A 21,612-nucleotide genomic window follows, 5' to 3' on the forward strand; every position below is an offset into this window, starting at 1 on the left:
ACGTTGTTTTGACCGAAACTGGAGACTTACATGAACATCAAGATTCAAAAGCTGTTGCCGATCAGCGCTGCGGCGGTGCTGTTCGCGACGTTGGCAACATCGGCCGCGGCCGACACGGTCGTGAAGATCGGTCACGTCGCGCCGTTGACTGGCGGTATCGCTCACCTGGGTAAAGACAACGAAAACGGCGCACGCCTCGCCATTGAGGAAATCAACGCGAAGGGTCTGACGATCGGCGGCCAGAAGATCACGCTGCAACTCGATGCGCAGGACGACGCGGCCGACCCCCGCACGGCCACGCAGGTTGCGCAGAAGCTCGTCGACGACAAGGTCGTCGCCGTGGTCGGCCACCTGAACTCGGGCACCTCGATCCCGGCATCGAAGATCTATAGCGATGCGGGCATCGTGCAGATCTCGCCGTCGGCAACGAACCCGGCCTACACGCAGCAAGGCTTCAAGACGACCTACCGCGTCGTCGCGACCGATGCTCAGCAAGGCCCGGCACTCGCGAACTACGCGGCGAAGGGCATGAAGGTGAAGAGCGTCGCGATCGTCGACGACTCGACCGCTTACGGCCAGGGTCTCGCGAACGAATTCGAGAAGACGGCGAAGTCGCTCGGTATGAACGTCGTGTCGCACGACGCGACGAACGACAAGGCCGTCGACTTCCGCGCGATTCTGACGAAGATCAAGGGTGAAAATCCCGACGCGATCATGTACGGCGGCATGGACGCGACCGGCGGCCCGTTCGCCAAGCAGGCGAAGCAGCTCGGCCTGCGCGCGAAGGTGCTGGCAGGTGACGGCGTGTGTACCGACAAGCTGTCGGACCTGGCCGGCGACGCAACCGACAACATCGTCTGCTCGGAAGCCGGCATGGCGCTCGAAAAGATGGCGGGCGGCAAGGCGTTCGAAACGAAGTACGAGAAGCGCTTCGGCCAGCCGATCCAGATTTACGCGCCGTTCACGTATGACGCGGTGTACATCATCGTCGACGCGATGAAGCGCGCTAACTCGACCGATCCGGCGAAGATCCTGGCAGCGATGCCGACGACCGACTACAAGGGCGTGATCGGCGAAACGACGTTCGACTCGAAGGGCGACCTGCAGCACGGCGTGATCTCGCTGTACAGCTACAAGCAAGGCAAGAAGACGCTGCTCGACGTCGTGAAGATGTAAATTCGGTGTGGTCGAAGGCGGCGTCGGGCCGCACTTCGATTTGCCGCCAAAGAGGCACGTGGGCCGTCAGGCTTGCGTGCCTCTTCTTTTTGGCGTTGCGTTTGCGTCAGATCTTCAAACGCCGCAGCACCTTCGGCCCGACGAGCGCGATCATCGCGGCGCACACGGCGACGACCGACAGCCCGATCGTCAGATTGGTCACCTGCGCGACCGCACCGATGATCACCGGTCCGAGCAGCAACCCGAAATAGGCCAGCCCCGCGACGTGCGCGAGTCCCTCGGCCGCGTGGATGCCCTTCACGCTCGCGGCCGCCGCGAACAGCACCGGCATCATGTTCGCGAGGCCCAGGCCGATCAGCGCAAAGCCGGCGAGCGCGGCCACCGGATTCGGCAGCAGCAGCGCGCCGACCATCCCGGCGCAGGCGAGCGCCGCACTGATCATCACGAGTTGCGGCGCGCCGAAGCGGGCGCGCACCGCGTCGCCGGCAAAACGCGCTGCCGCCATGCCGCCGGAAAACGCCGCGTAGGCGGCGCTGGCGAGCGCGGGCGTCGAGAGCACGACATCGCGCATATAGACCGTGGCCCAGTCGTACATCGCGCCTTCGGCGATCAGCGCGACCAGCGCCATCGTGCCGAGCGCCCACAACGCCGGCGAGCGCCAGCGGCTCGCGCGCGGCGTCGCGGCATCGGGATGCTCGGCGTGCGGCACGTGCGGCAGCACCGACGGGCACGCGAGCACCAGCACGAGCGCGCTGGCCGCCGCGGCGAGCGCGAGATGCACAGCCGGCGCCATGCCGCGCGACAGCAGCGCCCCGCCCACCGCCGCGCCGAACATGCCGCCAAGGCTGAACATCCCATGCAGCGACGACATGATCGGCTTGCCGAGCGCCTTTTCGACGGCGCTCGCTTCGGCGTTCATCGCGACGTCGAGCGTGGCCATGCCCGCGCCGAAGACGGCCAGCACGACCAGCAGGCTCCAGTACGCCGGCACGACGAGGATCAGCGCGGCGCAGGCGGCCATCGCGAGGCCGCCGGTCAGGCAGGCGCGGCGCGTGCCGACCCGCGCGATCCACGACGCATTGGTCACCATCGCGCCGATCGATCCGCCCGCCACCGCGAACAACGCGAACGACAGCATCGCCGGATTCAGATGGAAGCGGTCGCGCACCGTCGGCACGTGCACGCCCCACGACGCGTACATCATGCCGGCGATGAAAAATACCGCCATCGTGGCAATGCGTGCGCGTTGCCGTGCGGTGACGGACAGATTGCGATGCGCGGCGGGCAGGACGGCGAATTCGGAGGCTTGGTGATCGGGCACGGAGGTCTCGAGGCGAAGTGCGCGAGAAAGCGCATTGAAAGCGGATCTTCGATTCTATCGAAGCGTGGTGGCGAATGCTTGGAGCCGTGGGATCGGGCGCATACGATTGATAGGCTCGGGGATGCAACCTGGCGGTATTGCCGGCTGTCATGCCATGGCATGCCGGAGTTGGTTTTTGCATTGCCGTGCGCGGCGGCTTTTCTGCCGCTCACCGCTTTCCGTTCATTCCTAATTCACCGAGGAACGCTCAGTTGAACATTCCGGCTCACGCTCCGCTGCATCTGCTGCACACGGCCACGGTCGGCACGCTCGCCACGCACGCTCGCCAGCCCGAGGGCTTTCCGTATCCGTCGGTGCTGCCGTTCGCGCCGGACGCGCGGCATCGTCCGACGATCCTTGTGAGCCGGCTCGCGGAGCACACGCACAACCTGCACACCGATCCGCGCGCCGGTTTTCTGGCCGTCGACGCACCCGACGGCGACGTGCTGGGCGGCCAGCGCGTCACGCTGCTTGGCCGCTTCGAGCCGGTCGGCTCGAGCCCGGAACTGGCGCGGCGCTACCTGCGCTATCACCCGGACGCGGAGCGCTACCTGATGCTGGGCGATTTCACGTTCTGGATCATGGAGGTCCAGCGGCTGCGCTACATCGGCGGCTTTGGCGCGATGGGCTGGCTCGATGGCGCCGAACTCGATCCGCTGCCGCCGCTTGCAGTCAGCGAGGAGGACGCGCTGATCGCGGAATTCGGTCACCGGCTGAGTGGCGCGGGCGGCGTCGAATTGCTGGGTGTCGACCGTTATGGCGCCGATCTGAAACGCAACGGCGTGCGCCACCGTTTCGCATTCGATGGCGCCCGGTCCGATACCGGGACATTGCACGCCGCGCTCGAAGTCTGCATCGAGCGGCATGCGGATTAAAGTATTTATCATTTATCGAGAAAGCGCGCATGCGCCAGTCGCGACGAACGGGGTCCTTGTCTCAATAGTGCGCGGCTTATCCAAGCCAAAGCTTTCATGCCGTGAAATGTTCGATGTGCAATGGACCGCTCAAGTCTCATTTCTTGATAGTTAAATCGTGTAAATATGCAGATGAGTGGACTTTTTTAGCGACATGCGAAATCAGCGATTAGAAAGGCCGTAGTCCGACCCAAAAGCAGCGCAGGAAACTTTTTGAAACGAATTTAAATTAATTTTTTCCGGTTGCTTATCCAGCCTTTCTATTTTGTGTTAATCTCGCCGTCAAATTCCGAGGCATGAAACCTTCAAAGGCGAGTCGGCAAAAGACCGGCGGTCATTTATCCATACCACAAGGGAAACCTATGTCTTCTTACAAGGAACTGCTCGCGCAGCGCGAGAAGCTCGAAAAGCAGATTGAAGAAGCGAAGTCGCGCGAATACGCGGAAGTCTTGAATGAAATCAAGCAGAAGATGGCGGATTACGGCATTTCGCTGAGCGAACTCGGCGGCGGCCGCGCACCGAAAGGCGCTAAAGCGAGCCGGCCGCGCGCAGGCGTCGCGCCTAAATATCGCGATCCGGAAAGCGGCAGCACGTGGTCCGGTCGCGGCAAGCCGCCGCGCTGGATTGCGGGTCTTGATCGCGAAAAGTTTCTGATCCAGAAGTAATCACGATCAGGCGGGCAGTGAGGGTTGGCCGCACGTAGTACGAATAGCGGCAATCCACCGCGTTTATAGCCTGCTGCAGAATCTCAAAAGGCCGCGCACCGTTCAGGGCGCGGTTTTCGTCATTTGCGGCGCCGAGTTTTTTGTCGCATGCGCTTCAGGCAACTGGAACGCGAATGCTTTTCGTTTAGATAAGCGATTGATTTAAAAAGGTTTTTTTCCGCTTTTCCCTGCGTGCGCGATTCGCGGCGGGTACAATAACAATAATTGACCTTTCCGCCTCTTCAGCATGCAGTCCGCCGCGATCGCCCAAACCACCGAGAAACAACGCGTTGCGCGCAAAAGTACTTTTGCGAGTATTGCGCTCAATAGCGTGTTGATGACGCTGCAAATCGCCATCGGCACGATCGCGCACTCGCAGGCGCTAGTTGCCGACGGTATCCATTCCCTTGCCGATCTTATTTCCGATTTTGTCGTGCTGATTGCCAATCGGCACAGCGGGGCCAAGCCCGACGCGGATCACAATTACGGGCATAGCCGTTATGAGACGGTGGCGTCGTTATTTCTCGGCGCGCTGCTGATCTCGGTCGGCGTCGGCATGTTGTGGCGCGCCGGTACGCGGCTCGCCGACCTGCAAAATATTCCCGCCGTGCACATGAGCGCGCTCGCGGTCGCGGCGCTCGTGCTGGTCTGCAAGGAAGCGCTGTTTCGCTACATGCTGCGCGAGGCGAAGCGCGTGCGTTCCGCGATGCTGATCGCGAACGCATGGCACGCGCGCTCGGACGCGGCGTCGTCGCTGGTGGTGGGAATCGGCGTGATCGGCAGTCTCGCCGGCTTGCGGTTGCTCGACCCGATCGCGGCGGCCATCGTCGGTTTCATGGTCGCGCGCATGGGCTGGACCTTCGGTTGGGACGCGCTGCAGGATCTGTCGGACCGCGCGCTCGACGAAACCGCCGCGGCCGACATGCGCGCATTGCTGATGTCCACCCCCGGCGTGCGTGACGTGCACGAAATGCGTACGCGCAAGATGGGCGATTTCGCGCTCGTCGACGCGCACATTCTGGTCGATCCGATGATTTCGGTATCGGAAGGGCATTACATCGCGGAGTCGGCGCGGCTGCGTGTGCTGACCGACAAGCGCGTGCTCGACGCGCTGATCCACGTCGATCCGGAAAACGATGCGCTCGCGCATCCACCGGTCGATCTGCCGCCGCGGGAGCGCGTGACCGCCGAGGTCGACGCGGCGCTGGCGGCCTCGGGCTTGCAGGCCGCTGGGATAAATCTGCACTACCTGAGCACCGGGCTCGACGTGGAGGTGGTGTTACCGGCGGCGGCGTCCGTTGAAGGGCGCGCTGCGGACGGCCCAGAGGCCGCGCGTCTGCTGGAAAGCGAGGCGCAGTCGCTTGGGCGCGTCGATCTGGAGGCGCTCAAGCGTCGTCTCGGCGCGCGCAAGCTAGACGTGCTGCTGCAACGGGATATCTCGGCCGCGCAAGGCGGTCCGGTGGCGGAACTCAAGACTGGCGTCGCCCTCGGCGGTCGGTCAATCGCCGCGGAGCCTCACAACGCCGCCTGAGTCCGATGAGTTTCGGACACCCGATGCCGCGAACCTTCATGCCGCCCGCGGCGGCGGCATCCGTCACAACGGCAACTGCGTATCGAACTTGATTTCGCGCAGCACGACGCTCGTCCGCACCTGCGCGACGGCTGGAATCTTGAAAATGCGTTCGTGCAGGAAGCTGTCGTACGCCTTGATGTCCGGCGCGACGATCTTGAGGATGTAATCGGATTCACCGGTCGTGCTGTAGCACTCGGTCACTTCGGGGCAGGTGGCGATTTCCCGCTCGAACTGCTCGACGCCGCCTTCGGTGTGGCGTGTCAGATGGATATGCGCGAGCGCGCACACATGCAAGCCGAGTTTTTCGCGATCGAGCAGCGCCGTGTAGCGCTGGATCACGCCCGACTGTTCCATGTCCTTGATGCGCCGCCAGCACGGCGTGCTCGACAGCCCGACCTGGTCGGAGATTTCCTGCACGGAACGACGTGCGTCGAGCTGCAGTAGGCGCAGGATCTTCTGTGAGAACGTATCGAGTGTCAACTGCGCCTCCGTTAGCGTCGCCGTATCAACGCATGGTAGAGGGCGCGAAAACGAAACGCAATGTAAAACGGCTCTCGCGAGCGAGATTGCCTAATTTACCGGGTCGGGAGCGGCGTTTTGCCCTGAGCCGTCCCCATCATCCTTGCCATCCCCCGGCAGCTCGGGCTGACGCGCGCGCAAGTCCTTCAGCATGTTGCAAAAGAGGGCACCCTGCTCGATCGCGTCGTCGAGCGCGACGTGCGTGTGCGGATGCTCGTCGAACCAGTGCTTCGGAAAGCGCGGCTTGATGTTCTTGCGGTACGGCAGGCCGGTCATCGCGAACGCGAGCGTCTTGATGTCGAGCGCCGACCACGAAAACGGGCAGCGGCCGACGAAGCGCATCATGTACCAGAACATATAGGTGAAGTCGAAGCCGGCGGGCATCGCGACGAACACCGGCTTGCCCGGCAGCGCCTCGACCCATTCGACATAGGCGGTCAGGGCGGCCTCGGGTTTCTGCAAGTCCTGGCGGCAGGCCGCCCATGCTTCCGGCTGGGTCTTCCACCACGCTTCCTGAACCGGATGCGGCGCTGCGCCTTCGAGCAGTTCGAGATTCGCCGAGAACGTCGCGATCAGCTGCTTGTCTTCGGTGTATGCGGCGGATGCGAAGCTCAGCATCGAATGCGGGCCGGGGATCGGGCCGTCCGCTTCGACGTCGGTACTCACATAGATTTCGCTGCTCATGCGCCCACTCCGTCTGCGACGTAGGGATTCGTGCGGCGCTCGGCGCCGAACGTCGAGGTCGGGCCGTGGCCGGGCACGAACGTGACGTCGTCGCCGAGCGGCCAGAGTTTGTCGCGGATCGAGCGGATCAGGTCCGCATGATTGCCACGCGGGAAATCCGTGCGGCCGATCGAGCCGGCGAACAGCACGTCGCCAACTAGTGCAAGCCGGTGCGCGCGGCTGAAGAAGACCACATGGCCCGGCGTGTGGCCGGGGCAGTGGTAGACCTCGAGGGTTTCGTCGCCGAATTGCACGGTGTCGCCGTCTTGTAGCCAGCGGTCCGGCTCGAAGGCGTCGGCGGCCGGGAAGCCGAAGCGCGTGCTCTGGTCCGGCAACTTGTCGAGCCAGAAGCGTTCGTCGGGATGCGGACCTTCGATCGGCACGCCGTAGTGGCTGGCGAGTGTCTTCGCGCCGGCGCAGTGATCGATGTGGCCATGGGTCAGCAAGACCTTTTCGACGGTCACGTTCTGCCGCGCGATCTCGCGCTGGATCATGTCGAGGTCGCCGCCCGGATCGACGACGGCAGCGTGCCCGGTGGCCTCGCAAACGAGCAGCGAGCAGTTCTGCTGGAACGGCGTGACGGGGATCAGGGTGACTTTCATGGCTGGACGACGCGCTGGAAAAACGTTGATTGTACCGGGCCTCGCGACAGCCTCCGCCGCCCATGCGACGGGGCCAGCTCACGGCCCGTCTCGGACTTTCGTATGTCCATTTTTGCGATAAATGTGAAGATTGATCAAGTTTTTGAGCAGCTCACCATCCCAAAAAAAAGTTTTGGGTATAATGGACTCCATGCACTAGGAATTGTGCTGCCACAAGGCGATGCGTTCCCACAAAAAGGGAATGCCGCTCGCCGTTCAAGTAAGGGCTGTCGGAATGCCGACGGCCATCAGTATCGATGCGTTCGATGCACACGTCTTGCCCAGCTAGGCGCCGCGCGCCTGCTACGGAATTAATCTCCGTGACGCTGGGTGGGGCCTACGCCGCCGTTCCTGCGCGCTGAGTTGCGCGCGCAAGAACGTGTCATTGCCACGTTCAGTTGGCGGCATGTGGGGTCTGGTCAGGCTGCCGGGGACAGGTTGCGCCAGACGTGAAAATTAACCGTGCGGTAGCGGCTGAGTAAGCCGTATCCGGGCTTTGACGTACTGCGCATTTTCGCGCGGCGCGTTGTCGTCCCTACCGCCGGAGCCGCAAGCAACACACCCAGCAGTTTGTGGGTGACGCGGCTCGACAATGTGATTGCACGTCTTATGAAAACTCGGCTAACCCGTGGTGTAGGGACTCTTTTTGCCTTTTTTGTACTGGCCGGCTGTGCCACGCCTCCGGGCGCGCCCGATACGTCCGCGAACGACACGCCGCAAAGTACAAAGAACATGCACCTGAGCTCTTTCGGACCGCAATCGTTCGGTAGCGCGCCGGCCTCGAGCCCGAGCGCGTCGAACGCGCCCGCGTCGCCGCTGGCTGACGCGCAGCCGCTCACCGACGACGGCGTCGACGTCGCGGACTTCCATCAGATCGGACGCGCGTCATGGTACGGACGCTTCTTCCACGGCCGCCGCACCGCCAATGGCGAGCGTTACGACATGCATGCCATGACGGCCGCGCATCGCACGCTGCCGCTCGGCTCGTACGTCCGCGTGACCAATCCGGCGAATTCGCGCTCGGTGATCGTACGGATCAACGACCGCGGCCCGTACGCCCGCGGCCGCGTGATCGACCTGTCGATGGCGGCCGCCGCCATGCTCGACATGCGCCACACCGGCACCGCGCGGGTCAAGATCGAAGGGCTCACGCAGCAGGAAGCGCGCGCCGAACTGAACGAGACGCTCGCGTCGAACTCGGATTCGAACAAGTGATGTGACGTTACGTGGCGATGATGCCGCGTCGGCTGAACCAACCGTCTGCAGAAAATCGAAGGGCCGCGACATGCGGCCCTTTTCTGTTGCCGTCAGCCTTTTACCCGCCGGGCTCGACCCTCACGTTTCGGGCTTGTCTTCCTTCAGCGCCAGCGCGCGCGCGTACAACACGTTGCGCGATGCGCCCGTGAGCGCCGCCGCGACCTTCGCCGCGCTGCTCACCGTCAATTCTTCCAGCAGGATGCCGAGCAGCGCGTCGTGATCGTGCTCGCCGGCCGCTTCGGGCGCCGCGCCTTCGACCACCAGCACGAATTCGCCACGCTGCCGGTTCGCGTCGGCAGCGAGCCACGTTGGCCCTTCGGCCAGGGTGCCCTGGTGCAGGGCTTCGTGTAACTTCGTCAGTTCCCGCGCGATCAGCAGACGGCGTGTGCCGCCGAACGCATCGGCGAGCGCCTGGACCGTCTCGACGATCCGGTGCGGCGCTTCGTAGAACACCATCGCGTGAGGATGTTGCGCGAGCGCTTGCAAGGCGGCGGCGCGCGCCCTCGGCTTCGGGGGGAGGAAGCCGAGGAACGAGAACGTCGCGACCCAGTCGCCGGTCGCGCTGAGCGCGGTGGCGAGCGCACTCGCGCCGGGCAGCGGGACCACCACGAAGCCGGCCTCGCGCACGGCATCGACGAGCTTGGCGCCGGGGTCCGAGATGCCCGGCGTGCCCGCGTCGGACACGTAGGCCACGCGCTCGCCGGCCTGCAGATACTCGATCACGCGCTGCGCGGCGGTGCGCTCGTTGTGCTGATGCACGGCGACGAGCGGCTTCGAGATGCCGTAGCGCGCGAGCAACTGTCCGGTGTTGCGGGTGTCCTCGGCGGCGATGCGGTCCGCGAGTCCGAGCACGTGCAGCGCGCGCAGCGTGATGTCGGCGATGTTGCCGATCGGCGTGGCCACCACATACAGCGCGGCGGCGGGGTACTGCTGCCCTTGCGCGAGTTCGGAGAGAGGAGTCATGACACGGAAGACACAAACAGACGGAACGAGGCCGACATTGTGCCATGTGGGCTTGCGCGAGCAGGCCGCGCCGAAGACTGCGCAAAAGATGCCCATACACGCCGGTCCAAAAACCGCCCACAACTTTTCCTGCGCTCACCAGTCCAAATCCGTCGGCGCGGCTTTCGAAGCACGCGCGCGAGAATTTTTGCAGCGCCAGCGTCTGCGCTTCGTGGCGCGCAACGTCACCTGTCGGGGCGGCGAGATCGATCTCGTGATGAGTGATCGTGACGGCGCGCTGGTGTTCGTCGAAGTTCGCGCGCGTGCGCAGCGGCATTATGGCGGTGCGGCTGCGAGCATCGGTTGGCAGAAGAGACAGCGCATCGTGCGAGCGGCGCGGCACTATCTCGCGACGCGCGCCACGACGAACCGCGGCCCGCGCGACGAACCCGCGTGCCGTTTCGACGTCGTCGCGTTCGAGAGCGGCAGGCTCGTATGGTTGCGCGATGCGTTTCGCGCCGACGAAGTCTGACCGACAGCGCAGACAACGCGCGTGAGTGCGATAAACTTGCGCTCGCGTGCCGCGCGAACAACTCATCGGCGGCCACAGCCTGGCAGTATGACTTCACAACACGGCCGCGCAGTGCGGTCCATTCGCGGTAGAAGATAGAGACTCGATGTCAGTCGAACGCATCCAACAACACTTCCGCGACAGCGCGGCAGTCAAACTCGAAGCCCTCGAAACCCTGTCGATGCCGATCGCCGCCGCGATCGACACGATGTTCGCCGCGCTCGCCAACGGCAATCGCATCCTCGCGTGCGGCAACGGCGGATCGGCCGCCGACGCGCAGCATTTCGCGGCCGAGCTGATCGGCCGCTTCGAGCGCGAGCGGCCAGGTCTGCCGGCCATTGCGCTCAGCACCGACACCTCCGTGCTCACCGCGATCGCCAACGACTATTCGTTCGAACAGATCTACGCGAAACAGGTCTGGGCGCTCGGTCAGCCCGGTGACGTGTTGCTCGCGATCACCACATCCGGCAATTCCGCGAACGTGCTGGCCGCGATCGAAGCCGCGCATGAGCGCGAAATGATCGTCGTTGCGCTGACCGGCAAGGGCGGCGGACGCGCGCAGCAAGTGCTGAGCGACACCGACATTCACGTGTGCGTGCCGTCCGACCGCACGGCGCGCATCCAGGAAGTGCACCTGCTGACCATCCATTGCCTGTGCGACGGCATCGATGCCATGTTGCTCGGCGAAGACTGAGACTGATTTCGAAGGAGAGCTAGTTGATGAGCGTTTTCCGCATCAAGAAGACACTGGTGAGAACCGTGCTCGTGGTCGGGGTCGCGGCGGGCCTGTCGGCCACGCTGCAAGGCTGCTTTCTCGCTGTCGGGGCGGCGGCGGGCGGCGGCGCGCTGATGGCGACCGACCGCCGCACGCTCGGCGCGCAGACCGAGGATCGCGAGATTCAGGTGAAGGCGCTGTCGCAGATCAGCCAGAATCTGCCGGACTCCGCGCACGTCAACGTCACGGTGTTCAACCGCCGCGTGCTGCTGACCGGCGAGGTCGCGGGCGAGGCGTCGAAGCAGCGTGCCGAGAGCATCGTGCGGAACATGAACAACGTGAATACGATCGTCAATGAACTGGCGATCGCGCCGGCGAGCTCGTTCTCGTCGCGCACCAACGACACCTACCTCGAAACGCGCGTGAAGACCGCTCTGATCGCCGAGAAGAACATTTCGGCGAACAATTTCAAGGTCGTGGCCGAGCGCGGCAACGTCTATCTGATGGGCCTCGTCACGATGAATGAGGGCAATATCGGCGCCGACGTCACGAGCCGCGTGCCGGGCGTCGTGGAGGTGGTCAAGGTGTTCCAGTACATCCAGCCGCAGGAAGCCGAAGCTGCTGCGGCCGCCGGTGCGACGGCGCCGGTGGCCGCCTCGCAGCCCGAGGTCAGCGAGCCGACGGTCGGCGCGATTCCCGATTCGTCGGTGAGCGCGCGGCCGCTCGATCAGCAGGCGCCTGCGCCGGTCAACTCGTCGACGTCGGTGCGACCGGGTAATCCGAAGGCGGTGCGTTGATGCACGGTATGACGCGTGGGGGTGCCGTGTTCGCGTTGGTGGTGGGCGCGCTCGCCGGCACGATGACGTCGGGTGCTCGCGCGGCCGAGGCGCCGCGCGGCCAGCAGGTCGCCGCCGCAAATGCATGCATGGGCTGTCACGCGGTCGATCGCAAACTGGTTGGTCCGTCGTTCCAGCAAATCGCCACGAAATACAAGGGCGACGCGCAGGCGCCGGCCAAACTCGCGCGCAAGGTGAAGGACGGCGGCTCCGGCGTATGGGGCATGATTCCGATGCCGGCCCATCAATCGATGAGCGATGCGGATATCCGCGCGGTGGTCGACTGGGTGCTCGCGGGCGCGCCGTCCAGATGAGGTTTTCCCGGGGCTGGAGGCTTGGCAAAAGGGAAAATGGCTGTGCTAGAATTATTTTTGTGTTGGGGGGGTAGCTCAGCTGGGAGAGCGTCGCGTTCGCAATGCGAAGGTCGGGAGTTCGATCCTCCTCCTCTCCACCAAATTCAAGTCTGGTTAAGTCCAGCGAAGGCCGGAAAACCCTTATCCCATAAGGCTTCCGGCCTTTTTTACATCTAGGTTCGTCCAACGACATAGGGTGGCATTTTGGCCAAAGTCGGGGCAACATGTGGGGCATAGGCCTCTGCCTCCGGCCCATGATGCCCCCAAATGGCACTCACCGATGTCGCCATCAGGAACGCCAGACCCACTGGCAAAACCCAGCGTATCTGGGATGGGGGCGGCCTGTATCTCGAGGTCACTCCAGGCGGGTCGAAGCTCTGGCGGCTGAAGTACCGTTTCGACGGCAAGGAGAAACGGCTGTCGTTCGGACGGTACCCGGAAGTCAGTCTGAAGGATGCGCGAACCAGGCGTGACGAAGCGCGCAAACTCCTGGCGAACGACACCGACCCGAGTGAACACAAGAAGGCAGCCAGGGCGGCCAGGCTCGCCAGTGCGGCCAACGACTTTGAATCGGTCGCCCGTGACTGGTTCGAGCACATGATGTCCGATAAAGCGGAGTCTCACCGCGTAAAGGTTATCGCCCGGTTGGAGAATGACCTCTTCCCCTGGCTCGGAAAGCGCCCTATCGCCGAAATTACCGCGCCCGAGATACTCGGCTGTCTGCGCCGCATTGAAGAGCGCGGCGCACGTGATACCACACACGGTGCGATTCAGAACTGCACCGCGGTGTTCGCCTTCGGTATAGCTCGAATCACACTTCTCAAACAATTGCCGCGCTGACCAGCTCAAAAGAGCTATATGCAGCGGGCAAAAATCTACCAAAGATAGAAGTTAACCTGAAAACGTTCGACGTCGATTGACGACCAGGTCCCTCGCGCCGAGAAAAAGCGCAGTGTTTCGCTTCCACATACGTTGATAGTCAGCCGATCAAGGCTTTGGTGTTACTTCTCCGTCCAGTCCGGATTAAGGACTGACGGCATTAGCTTGTCCGTGATGCACCGGGGAGTACGCCGGAGAAAAGACTGCAGTCGATGCAGCGCTCAGGAGCAGTTGGTAGGCAGGGCATTCTTCGTGTATTGTCCGAAGAAAAATGTTATCCTGCGCAGCATTCCGCCCTCCGCATTCCGCTATGATCCGCTGCCATCTGTCGGCCCTGATGGGCCGCAACAAGCTGCGCGTTTCCGACGTTGCCCGCATAACAGGCTTGAACCGCAGCACGGTGACGTCTCTTTGTAACGAGACGGCCACGCGCATCGAATTACCGGCGATCAGCAAACTCTGCGAGCTGTTCCGGTGCGGAACCGCAGACCTTTTTGAATATGTTCCAGACGAGGCGGAGCGCAACGTATGAGCCTGAGCGCCAACCGATGGCATGTCATCGCCGAATCCAACTTTCCCTGGGAACGCGAAGCGCTTGAGTGGCTCCGCGCGCAATTGCCCGATCGCGACCCGTGGCATGTCTGGACGAATTTCGAATTCATCGACGACGAAGGCAAGGTCAATGAAGTCGACGCGCTGGCGCTGACGCCTGCAGGACTTTTCATCATCGAGATCAAATCCCGGCCGGGGACCGTTTCCGGTGACGCCCATACCTGGACATGGTCTACTGACGGCCGCGAACGCTCGGTGGACAACCCGTTGCTCCTCACGGACCGCAAATCGAAACGCCTCGCCAGCCTGCTGCGACGGCAGCGGTCGGTGGTGAAGGCCAAGATCCGGCTGCCGTTCATCGAGCCGCTGGTGTTCCTGTCGTCCACGACGCTCCATTGCAAGCTGCAGGGACATGCCCGCTCCGGTGTGTTCCTTCGAGGGCGCCCGGGCGACCTTGAAGACAGCGGAATCATCGGCGCACTCTCCCGAGGTGTGCGCCCTAGCCAGCATCCGCCGGTGGACAGCCAGCAGGTTAATACCATTGCACGCGGGTTGATGGAAGCCGGAATCCGTCCGTCGAACAAGCATCGTCAGGTTGGCGACTACCAGTTAATCAAGATGATCGTGGACGGCCCCAGCTATCAGGAGTGGGTAGCCCAACACGTCAGCGTTGAGGTCCAACGTCGCGTACGCATCTATAACCTCGCCAGCGCCACGAGCCCGGAAGAGCGTCAGGCGCGGGTCACCCAGGCCCAGCGCGAATTCAAGATCCTCGAAGGCATTGAGCACAGCGGCATCCTTCGCTGCCGCGACTACAAGGACACCGAACTCGGCCCAGCTCTCATCTTCGATCACGATCCCAAGGCGGTCCGCCTCGATCACCTCATTCGCGACCACGGCCAGCGAATGAATGCGGGCCACCGGCTGGCGCTCGTGCGCCAGATAGCGGAAGTGCTCAAGTTCGCCCATTCGCGTCGCCTGTTCCATCGGGCATTGGGTCCGCAAAGCGTGCTGGTTCGCGGTGTCGAAAGCGGAGAGCTGAACGTACAGCTGATGAACTGGCAAACGGCCGCGCGCGACGCGGCCTCTTCCGGCAGCAGCGTCAATCACACCACCGGCACGCAGCACGTCGAGGCCTACGTCGACGATCCCGGCCTCGTCTACCTCGCGCCTGAAACGACGCGTGCCGACCCGGCTCATGGCGCAGAGCTGGATATCTTTGCGCTTGGGTGTCTCACGTACCTGATCTTCAGCGGGCAGGCACCCGCCACCTCGACGCTAGAACTCGCGGACAAGCTGCGGCTTGGGCCCGGCCTGCGTCTTTCAGACGTCCTCGATGGTTGCAGCACGCGCTTGCACGAACTCGTTCAGTTCGCCACCAACCCGGAAGTCGTGACGCGATACGACTCCGTGCAGGACTTCCTCGACGACCTGGATAAAGTCGAAGACGAGCTCACCGCACCCGATCCGGAACTCACCGTCGATCCAAGCCGTGCCGGCCCCGGCGACCGGGTCGACGGCGGCTTCACGGTCCTCAAGCGGCTGGGTCGGGGCTCGTCCAGTGACGCGTTGCTCGTGCGGCCGGACGGCAGCGACGAAGAACTCGTCCTGAAAGTTGCTGTCGATGCGTCCCGGAGCCAAAACCTCGAAGCCGAAGCCGAGGCGCTAGGCAAGCTGCAACACGCGAACATCGTCGCGCTGCGGGAGAAGCGCACGGTCGCGGGCCGCACCGCATTGCTGCTGAAGCGAGCCGGCGAAGAAACTCTCGCGCAGAAGCTAAAGCGCGAAGGGCGCCTTTCGCTCGATATGTTGCAGCGCTTCGGCGAAGAACTGATCGATGCCGTGCGGCACATCGAGGACGCGGCCGTCATCCACCGCGACATCAAGCCGGACAACATTGGCATCACGGAATCGCGCACGAAGCGGCTCAAGCTCGTGCTGTTCGATTTTTCTTTGACACGCACGCCTGCCGAGAACCTCACTGCCGGAACGCCGCCCTACCTGGACCCGTTCCTCTCGCTTCGCATTCACCGGCGTTGGGATCTGTCGGCGGAACGCTTCGCTGCGGCGGTCACGCTCTACGAAATGGCAGTAGGCAAGCCACCGCGTTGGGGCGATGGCCGGACGGCGCCGGCCATGCTCGATGTCGAGGCGACCATCGAGTCCGATGTCTTCGATCCCGTCGTGCGGCAGCCCCTCACTGAGTTCTTTTCGAAGGCATTGCGGCGCGACTTCCGCGAACGTCACGACAATGCGGAGGAGATGCTGCGAGCCTGGCGCCATGTCTTCGAACGCGCGTCGACAACGCATCCGCCTGCGGCCGACAGCTTCGAAGCCATCGCGCTGACCACCACGATCCAGACCACGATGGCCGAACTCGGCTACAGCTTGGAAGCCCAGGATGTGCTCGAGCGCATGGGCATCCACAACGCGCGCGAGCTGCTCGCGGTCGACCGCATCCGGTTCCGGTATCTGCGCGGCGTCGGAGACAAGATTCGCAAGGAGATCCGGATCAAGGCAAAGGAGCTGGCGTATTTGCGGCCCGACCTCACCCAGGGTCGCGGCAGCCTGCACACGGCCGGCGACGACGACGGCGAGGACACCAAGGGCGCGATTACCGTCAACGAGCTGGCCGAGATCCTGCTGCCGCGTCGCCCTGCCGGCGACGACCGCCCCGAAGAAGCCGCGCTCGCGTACTACCTGGGCCTCGATGACGAAGTTCCCGCCGGCGACTGGCCGACGTTGGGAGACGCTGCGCAGGCGTCCCATCTGGATCGCGGCACGCTGACGACAGCGTTGATCAAGGCCCGCGAGCGTTGGCTCAAGCACAAGGCGTTCACTGAACTCCGCACGCAGCTCGATGCGCTGATTGCGTCCCAGGGGCAGGTGATGACCGCTCACGAAGTGGCGTTCGCGCTGCTGGCGCTGCGTGGGTGTGCGATCCAGGAGGATGCGGAGCGCCTGCGGCTCGCCTGCGCCGTCACTCGGGCGGCGCTCGAAGCCGAGTCGCATCTTGACAAACCCCGCTTCGAGATCTTCGAACACAGTCCGGTCGCGCTCGTCGCGACGTCCCAGCCGTGGGCCGATTACGCCCGCCACCTGGGGACGGTCGCGGATACCTGCGCGTTAGCGGACCCGTTAATGCCACCGGGCCGCGTCCTCGAAGCGCTCGAAGCCGTGTCGACGCCGTCTCCGTACGGCGTCGACACGGACGCGGACGACGCAATGGCCATTCCGCCGATCGCTTCCGCTCGCCTGCTTCGCCTCGCGACGATGGCGTCGCGCCAAGCGGCGCTTTCCAGCCGGCAAGAGATCTATCCGCGTGGCATGTCGGCGTTGATGGCGCTGAAACAATCGATGGGCGCGCTGATCGGTGCCGTGGAGCTGAAGGTTCGTGAATTGCAGGATCGGGTGCACGGACGCTATCCCGAGGCCGACCCGTTGCCGAAGCGACCCGACCTCGACCGCCTGCTGGAAGAAGCCGGTGCGCCACTGCAATGGGATCAGTCCTGCGATCACGGTGCCGGCGCCTACCGACGACAGAGTTTGGGAACCCATGCAACGGTCGGCACAACCACCCGATTCGTCGATTACTCGACTGCGGATAACAGCGCGTCGCCGCGGATGGCCGCCGCCGTAGCCGATGCAAGAGCGATAGAAGACCGTTTGCAGCACAGCCTCAAGCAAGGCGGCCTGCTGGTTTTGACGACGGAACCGCGCATTGCGCAGCGGGCAGAGGCAAAGCTCTTGCAGCGGTTCCGCACAAGCGAGCTACGGCCGCAAGGGCTGGAACGGCTTAGCGTTGACGCGTTGCTGCTGCGCGAACTGCGCGCTCAGGCAGCCGAGCTGGGCGTCGACTGGTCTGTAGTATTGCGGGCAGACGGCGCCGAATCAGGCTCGCGCGACTGGCGCAATCTGCTTGGTCTCATGAAGCGCACAGTCCCGGCACTGACGAAGGCCTTGCTGGACAGCCCGACCCCGCTGCTGGTCGTCAATGCAGGGTTACTGGCTCGCTACGACCTGATGAGCGTTATCAGCGAGCTGGAGGCGACCGTTGGCCGCCCTGGGCGCACACCTGCCGTATGGCTGCTGCTGCCCTGCCACGAGCCCGGTGTTGCCTTTATCGATACAACGCCAGTTCCCCTCGTCAATGCGAGTGGCGTGACAGCGCTCACCCAGCTTTGGGTCGATGACGTGCATGGTGCAGCGATTGCTGCACAGACGCACTGACAGTCACTCGCTACAACCGAGAACAAAAGAGAAGACCTTGATTAACGCCACGCAACTCCTCGCGGATCTCACACGCCAGCTCAAGCGGCTGGAGGACGATCTTCGCCAACGTATCGCCGACGTATCCGAGCTCAAGGCCGGTTTGACCGCCGAATGGCAAGCTGCGCGCGACGCGGAACGAACGGCCGAGACCTTCGAAAGCTGGGCAGACCAGGTCATCACCCAGGCGGGCGTGCATTGGTTGCTTTCGTGCGTATTCATCCGCTTCATCGAAGACAACCGTCTCGTGGATCGTCCGTGGCTAGGCGGCACGCCCGAGTCGGGCCGGCTGGCGCTGGCACGCGATCGGCACGAGGCCTATTTCCAGGCGCATCCGACGCATAGCGACCGCGAACATCTGCTGGGCGCGTTCCGCGAAGCGGGCACGCTGCCGGGCCTGCATACGTTCTTCGATGAGGGGCACAACCCGGTTTTCCGGCTGGGCATCAGCGGCGATGCTGCGATGGAACTGCGGCAGTTCTGGCAGAAAGTGGACCCGAACACCGGCACGCTGGTCCACGACTTCACGGACCCCGAATGGAACACCCGCTTCCTTGGAGATCTGTATCAGGATCTTTCGGAGGCCACTCGCAAGCGTTATGCGTTGCTGCAAACGCCGGAGTTCGTCGAGGAATTCATCCTTGACCGCACGCTGACCCCGGCGATCCGCGAATTCGGGTTCCGCGAAGCGCGGATGATCGATCCGACTTGCGGTAGCGGGCACTTCTTGCTCGGTGGGTTTTATCGGCTCGTGGACGAATGGTCGCGTAACGAGCCCGCGCGCAGTCGACGCGATGTCGCGCAAAAAGCACTGGACGCCGTGGCGGGCGTCGATCTGAATCCATTCGCCGTGGCGATTGCGCGCTTCCGGTTGCTCCTAGCGGCGCTAAAGGTTAGCGATGTGCGCCGTCTTTCGGAAGCGCCGAACTTCAAACTGAATGTGGCTATTGGTGACAGTCTGCTGCATGGCACGCGCTTTGGTCTGTCGGCCACTGGTGACATGTTTGGAGCCGCTGAGACTTACGCCGGGACGGAGCTCGCACATGCGTACGCCAGCGAGGATCTGGAAGAGGTCAATCGCGTTTTGGGGCAGCAGTACCACGCGGTAGTGGGCAATCCGCCGTACATCACCGTCAAGGACGCGGCGCTGAACGCGGCATATCGGCGGCGCTACGCCAGTTGCCATATGAAGTATTCGTTGGGTGTTCCGTTCACCGAACGTTTCTTCGAATTTGCGCTGACCGGCAACGGTCGGCCCGCGGGCTTTGTTGGGCTGATCACGGCCAACTCATTCATGAAGCGTGAGTTTGGCAGCAAGCTGATCGAGCAAGTGCTGCCTCGACTGGACCTTACGCACGTAGTTGATACACAGGGTGCCTACATACCGGGGCACGGCACGCCGACCGTGATTTTGTTCGGCCGCCACCGCGCGCCGATAGGCGATGCGGTGCGAACGGTGATGGGTATCAAGGCGGAGCCTGGTACGCCAGACGATCCAGCGCACGGGCTCGTCTGGTCGGCCATCGTCGGGCAGATTGATCAGGCTGGTTCGGAAAGCGAGTTCGTCAGCGTGGCCGATACATCACGAGCGACATTTGCCAAACATCCATGGGGCCTTGGCGGCGGTGGAGTCGGGGAGCTAAAGGACCGCATCGACGAGCTCTTTCCGACAAAACTCGCGAGCGCCGTATCAGAGATGGGCGTCTTCGGCATTACAGCTGCCGATGAGATAATGCTTGCCGACAAAGCAGGTTTCCTCAGAGCTGGGGTGGAATGCCAGTTCTTTCGACCGTTAGTCGTCGGCGACGACGTACGAGATTGGTACGCAAATGCGACTGTAGATACTATCTACCCCTACAACGAAGAGTCACTGGTCGCTATTGAGGCGATGCCAGGAGCGCGACGTTGGCTTTGGCCGTGCCGAACCGTACTCGGCTCTCGAGCCACGTTTGCCCGACTAACCTATTTTGAGGAAGGACGCCCATGGTGGGAGTGGCATCAAATCGCGATTCGACGAGCCAGAGGTCTAACTATTTCCTTTGCCTTCGTTGCCACTCACAACCACTTCGTACTTGATCGCGGCGGTAAAGTCTTCAACCGGTCGGCGCCCGTGATCAAACTGCCTGCCGGTAGCAGCGAGAGCGAGTATTTCCGATTGCTCGGGCTGCTTAATTCATCAGTGGCGTGCTTTTGGCTGAAGCAGGTCTTTCACAACAAAGGTGGAGGCGGCATTAGCGAAGGGCGTCGCGTCAACAAGTGGGAGTTCTTCTACGAGTTCACTGCGACCGGTCTCAAGGACTTTCCACTACCGTCGGAGTTCTCTGAAGAACCGGCCAAGGAACTCGACGCAATAGGGCGGCGACGCGCTGAGCTACTTCCGAATGCATCGATCTTTAATACTGACGCGGGATTGCCGAGTAGGCAAACCCTCGATCGAGCAGGAGCGGATGCCGACCACCTGTTACGTAGAATGGTCGCGCTCCAGGAAGAACTGGATTGGGCTTGCTACGAGAGGTACGGACTGGTCGCGGTTGGTTGGGAAACTGGCCCTCTCACGTTTGCGGCTGATGTTGTAGTCTCGATCGGTGAGCGTGCCTTCGAGATTGTGCTGGCCAGACGTGTCGCCGCTGGTCAGGAAACAACCACCTGGTTCGAACGTCACGGCTCCACCCCGATCACCGAGATTCCGGCACACTGGCCCGAAGACTACCGGCAGGTCGTCCAGCGTCGCATCGACCTGATCGAACGCGAGCGCAACATCGGCCTCATCGAGCGCCCCGAGTACAAGCGCCGCTGGAATACGCCTGCTTGGGAGGAACTGGAACGCGCCGCACTACGAGACTGGCTACTTGACCATCTTGAAGCCTCACACCTGTGGCCAGCCAGCGACGACCACCCGCCGCAACTCAGCACCGTCAGCGGCCTCGCCGACGCCGTGCGCACCAATGCCGACTTCATACAGATCGCCGAACTGTACGCAGGCCATTCGGATTTCGACGTCGGCCAGATCGTGGCCGAACTCGTCGCGAGCGAATCGGTGCCCTTTCTGCCCGTGCTGCGTTACACCGAAAGCGGCATGCGCAAGCGCGCGCAGTGGGAAGACACATGGACGCAGCAACGTCGCGAGGACGCAAGCGAGAATGTCGGCAAGATTCCCGTGCCGCCGAAGTATCAAAACAAGGACTTCCTGAAAACCGACTTCTGGCGCCTCCGAGGCGGTCTGGACGTGCCGAAGGAACGCTGGATCAGCTATCCCCACTGCGAACGCGGCGCAGACACCAGCCTCGTCATTGCGTGGGCCGGCTGGAACCACCTGCAACAAGCCACGGCCATCGCCGCCTGCTACCTCGAAATGAAGGACAACGAGGGGTGGCCGCGCGAGCGCCTGCAACCGTTGCTGTCCGGCCTGCTCGAACTCGTGCCGTGGCTCAAGCAGTGGCACAACGAAATCGATCCGACCTTCGGCGAACGCATGGGCGATTACTACGCCGGCTTCCTCGCGGACCAGGCGCGGGAACTCGGCTACACCTTCGACGACCTGCGCGCGTGGAAACCGGCCGCCGCGCCGGCCCGTCGTGGGCGCCGCAAACTAGCCTAAAGTACAGAGCAAAGCGAACCTGAGACCCCC

Annotated in this window: 19 protein-coding genes and 1 tRNA gene; 14 read left to right on the forward strand and 6 right to left on the reverse strand. The window is 63.2% G+C overall.

The genetic code is table 11. The features are described 5' to 3' along the window. Nucleotides 1-30 precede the first annotated feature (30 nt). Nucleotides 31-1,176, forward strand: a complete 1,146-nt coding sequence (locus tag OKW26_RS34800) for a branched-chain amino acid ABC transporter substrate-binding protein (RefSeq protein ID WP_187612062.1) — start codon at nt 31-33, stop codon at nt 1,174-1,176. A 106-nt stretch (nt 1,177-1,282) separates the two neighbouring features. Here OKW26_RS34800 and OKW26_RS34805 read toward each other — a convergent pair whose 3' ends face one another. Next, a complete protein-coding gene (locus OKW26_RS34805) occupies nt 1,283-2,497 on the reverse strand; it encodes an MFS transporter (protein ID WP_429356443.1) in 1,215 nt (404 codons plus the stop codon). A 251-nt stretch (nt 2,498-2,748) separates the two neighbouring features. Between OKW26_RS34805 and OKW26_RS34810 the strand changes: the two genes are divergently transcribed. Together OKW26_RS34810 and OKW26_RS34815 are read left to right on the forward strand one after the other, a co-directional pair. Further along, nucleotides 2,749-3,411: a HugZ family protein gene (locus OKW26_RS34810; protein WP_184068800.1), complete on the forward strand. Its 663-nt coding sequence runs from the start codon at nt 2,749-2,751 to the stop codon at nt 3,409-3,411. 401 nt (nt 3,412-3,812) lie between these two features. Then, a complete protein-coding gene (locus OKW26_RS34815; RefSeq protein ID WP_008921239.1) occupies nt 3,813-4,115 on the forward strand; it encodes an H-NS family nucleoid-associated regulatory protein in 303 nt (100 codons plus the stop codon). Between the two features lie 184 nt (nt 4,116-4,299). Here the strand turns inward: OKW26_RS34815 and OKW26_RS34820 are convergent, their stop codons facing one another. Next, nucleotides 4,300-4,503 (reverse strand): hypothetical protein, encoded by a 204-nt coding sequence (locus OKW26_RS34820; RefSeq protein ID WP_429356444.1) that lies wholly within the window; start codon nt 4,501-4,503, stop codon nt 4,300-4,302. Here OKW26_RS34820 and OKW26_RS34825 point away from each other — a divergent pair. Then, nucleotides 4,492-5,685 carry a cation diffusion facilitator family transporter gene (locus OKW26_RS34825; RefSeq protein ID WP_429356445.1) on the forward strand — a complete coding sequence of 398 codons (1,194 nt, stop codon included), beginning with the start codon at nt 4,492-4,494 and terminating at the stop codon, nt 5,683-5,685. The genes OKW26_RS34820 and OKW26_RS34825 overlap by 12 nt on opposite strands. 63 nt (nt 5,686-5,748) lie before the next feature. Here the strand turns inward: OKW26_RS34825 and OKW26_RS34830 are convergent, their stop codons facing one another. The 3 genes from OKW26_RS34830 to OKW26_RS34840 form a co-directional block, all read right to left on the reverse strand. Then, complete coding sequence (locus tag OKW26_RS34830) at nt 5,749-6,207, reverse strand: Lrp/AsnC family transcriptional regulator (RefSeq protein ID WP_012431468.1); 459 nt, start codon at nt 6,205-6,207, stop codon at nt 5,749-5,751. 90 nt (nt 6,208-6,297) lie between these two features. Continuing rightward, nucleotides 6,298-6,930 carry an exonuclease gene (locus tag OKW26_RS34835; protein ID WP_090802665.1) on the reverse strand — a complete coding sequence of 211 codons (633 nt, stop codon included), beginning with the start codon at nt 6,928-6,930 and terminating at the stop codon, nt 6,298-6,300. Then, nucleotides 6,927-7,571, reverse strand: a complete 645-nt coding sequence (locus tag OKW26_RS34840; RefSeq protein WP_429356446.1) for an MBL fold metallo-hydrolase — start codon at nt 7,569-7,571, stop codon at nt 6,927-6,929. The genes OKW26_RS34835 and OKW26_RS34840 overlap by 4 nt, the downstream gene beginning before the upstream one ends. 648 nt (nt 7,572-8,219) lie before the next feature. Between OKW26_RS34840 and OKW26_RS34845 the strand changes: the two genes are divergently transcribed. Next, the gene (locus OKW26_RS34845) at nt 8,220-8,825 is read left to right on the forward strand and encodes a septal ring lytic transglycosylase RlpA family protein (protein ID WP_184060825.1); all 606 of its coding nucleotides are present in this window, start codon (nt 8,220-8,222) and stop codon (nt 8,823-8,825) included. Between the two features lie 120 nt (nt 8,826-8,945). Here the strand turns inward: OKW26_RS34845 and rsmI are convergent, their stop codons facing one another. Continuing rightward, nucleotides 8,946-9,830, reverse strand: a complete 885-nt coding sequence (rsmI, locus tag OKW26_RS34850) for a 16S rRNA (cytidine(1402)-2'-O)-methyltransferase (protein ID WP_429356447.1) — start codon at nt 9,828-9,830, stop codon at nt 8,946-8,948. 88 nt (nt 9,831-9,918) lie between these two features. On the opposite strand from rsmI, the gene OKW26_RS34855 reads away from it, so the two are divergent. The 9 genes from OKW26_RS34855 (at nt 9,919) to pglX (ending at nt 21,582) form a co-directional block, all read left to right on the forward strand. Then, on the forward strand, nt 9,919-10,341 hold the full coding sequence (locus tag OKW26_RS34855) for a YraN family protein (RefSeq protein WP_429357156.1): 423 nt from the start codon (nt 9,919-9,921) through the stop codon (nt 10,339-10,341). A 145-nt stretch (nt 10,342-10,486) separates the two neighbouring features. Further along, nucleotides 10,487-11,074 carry a phosphoheptose isomerase gene (locus OKW26_RS34860; RefSeq protein ID WP_184068788.1) on the forward strand — a complete coding sequence of 196 codons (588 nt, stop codon included), beginning with the start codon at nt 10,487-10,489 and terminating at the stop codon, nt 11,072-11,074. A 26-nt stretch (nt 11,075-11,100) separates the two neighbouring features. Continuing rightward, entirely contained in the window at nt 11,101-11,892 is a 792-nt protein-coding gene (locus OKW26_RS34865) for a BON domain-containing protein (RefSeq protein ID WP_429356448.1), read from the forward strand. A gap of 8 nt (nt 11,893-11,900) precedes the next feature. Next, nucleotides 11,901-12,245 (forward strand): c-type cytochrome, encoded by a 345-nt coding sequence (locus OKW26_RS34870; RefSeq protein ID WP_429356449.1) that lies wholly within the window; start codon nt 11,901-11,903, stop codon nt 12,243-12,245. Between the two features lie 64 nt (nt 12,246-12,309). After that, nucleotides 12,310-12,385 (forward strand) — tRNA-Ala (locus OKW26_RS34875). Between the two features lie 166 nt (nt 12,386-12,551). Then, nucleotides 12,552-13,124 (forward strand): tyrosine-type recombinase/integrase, encoded by a 573-nt coding sequence (locus OKW26_RS34880; protein WP_429356450.1) that lies wholly within the window; start codon nt 12,552-12,554, stop codon nt 13,122-13,124. A gap of 349 nt (nt 13,125-13,473) precedes the next feature. Beyond that, complete coding sequence (locus tag OKW26_RS34885; RefSeq protein WP_429347181.1) at nt 13,474-13,695, forward strand: helix-turn-helix domain-containing protein; 222 nt, start codon at nt 13,474-13,476, stop codon at nt 13,693-13,695. Further along, complete coding sequence (pglW, locus tag OKW26_RS34890) at nt 13,692-17,945, forward strand: BREX system serine/threonine kinase PglW (RefSeq protein ID WP_429356451.1); 4,254 nt, start codon at nt 13,692-13,694, stop codon at nt 17,943-17,945. Before OKW26_RS34885 ends, pglW begins: the two co-directional genes overlap by 4 nt. A 37-nt stretch (nt 17,946-17,982) precedes the next feature. Beyond that, nucleotides 17,983-21,582 (forward strand): BREX-2 system adenine-specific DNA-methyltransferase PglX, encoded by a 3,600-nt coding sequence (gene pglX, locus OKW26_RS34895; RefSeq protein WP_429356452.1) that lies wholly within the window; start codon nt 17,983-17,985, stop codon nt 21,580-21,582. Nucleotides 21,583-21,612 lie beyond the last annotated feature (30 nt).

Source organism: Paraburkholderia sp. 32, from assembly GCF_050435345.1.
GTDB lineage: Bacteria > Pseudomonadota > Gammaproteobacteria > Burkholderiales > Burkholderiaceae > Paraburkholderia > Paraburkholderia tuberum.

What these genes read in the sequence shown, in the direction of transcription:
- OKW26_RS34800 (WP_187612062.1), top strand. Translation starts at nt 31, where the DNA reads ATGAACATCAAGATTCAAAAGCTGTTGCCGATCAGCGCTGCGGCGGTG.
- OKW26_RS34815 (WP_008921239.1), top strand. Translation starts at nt 3,813, where the DNA reads ATGTCTTCTTACAAGGAACTGCTCGCGCAGCGCGAGAAGCTCGAAAAG.
- OKW26_RS34825 (WP_429356445.1), top strand. Translation starts at nt 4,492, where the DNA reads ATGACGCTGCAAATCGCCATCGGCACGATCGCGCACTCGCAGGCGCTA.
- OKW26_RS34835 (WP_090802665.1), bottom strand. Translation starts at nt 6,930, where the DNA reads ATGAGCAGCGAAATCTATGTGAGTACCGACGTCGAAGCGGACGGCCCG.
- OKW26_RS34840 (WP_429356446.1), bottom strand. Translation starts at nt 7,571, where the DNA reads ATGAAAGTCACCCTGATCCCCGTCACGCCGTTCCAGCAGAACTGCTCG.
- OKW26_RS34845 (WP_184060825.1), top strand. Translation starts at nt 8,220, where the DNA reads ATGAAAACTCGGCTAACCCGTGGTGTAGGGACTCTTTTTGCCTTTTTT.
- rsmI (WP_429356447.1), bottom strand. Translation starts at nt 9,830, where the DNA reads ATGACTCCTCTCTCCGAACTCGCGCAAGGGCAGCAGTACCCCGCCGCC.
- OKW26_RS34855 (WP_429357156.1), top strand. Translation starts at nt 9,919, where the DNA reads ATGCCCATACACGCCGGTCCAAAAACCGCCCACAACTTTTCCTGCGCT.
- OKW26_RS34860 (WP_184068788.1), top strand. Translation starts at nt 10,487, where the DNA reads ATGTCAGTCGAACGCATCCAACAACACTTCCGCGACAGCGCGGCAGTC.
- OKW26_RS34865 (WP_429356448.1), top strand. Translation starts at nt 11,101, where the DNA reads ATGAGCGTTTTCCGCATCAAGAAGACACTGGTGAGAACCGTGCTCGTG.
- OKW26_RS34870 (WP_429356449.1), top strand. Translation starts at nt 11,901, where the DNA reads ATGACGCGTGGGGGTGCCGTGTTCGCGTTGGTGGTGGGCGCGCTCGCC.
- OKW26_RS34880 (WP_429356450.1), top strand. Translation starts at nt 12,552, where the DNA reads ATGGCACTCACCGATGTCGCCATCAGGAACGCCAGACCCACTGGCAAA.
- OKW26_RS34885 (WP_429347181.1), top strand. Translation starts at nt 13,474, where the DNA reads ATGATCCGCTGCCATCTGTCGGCCCTGATGGGCCGCAACAAGCTGCGC.
- pglW (WP_429356451.1), top strand. Translation starts at nt 13,692, where the DNA reads ATGAGCCTGAGCGCCAACCGATGGCATGTCATCGCCGAATCCAACTTT.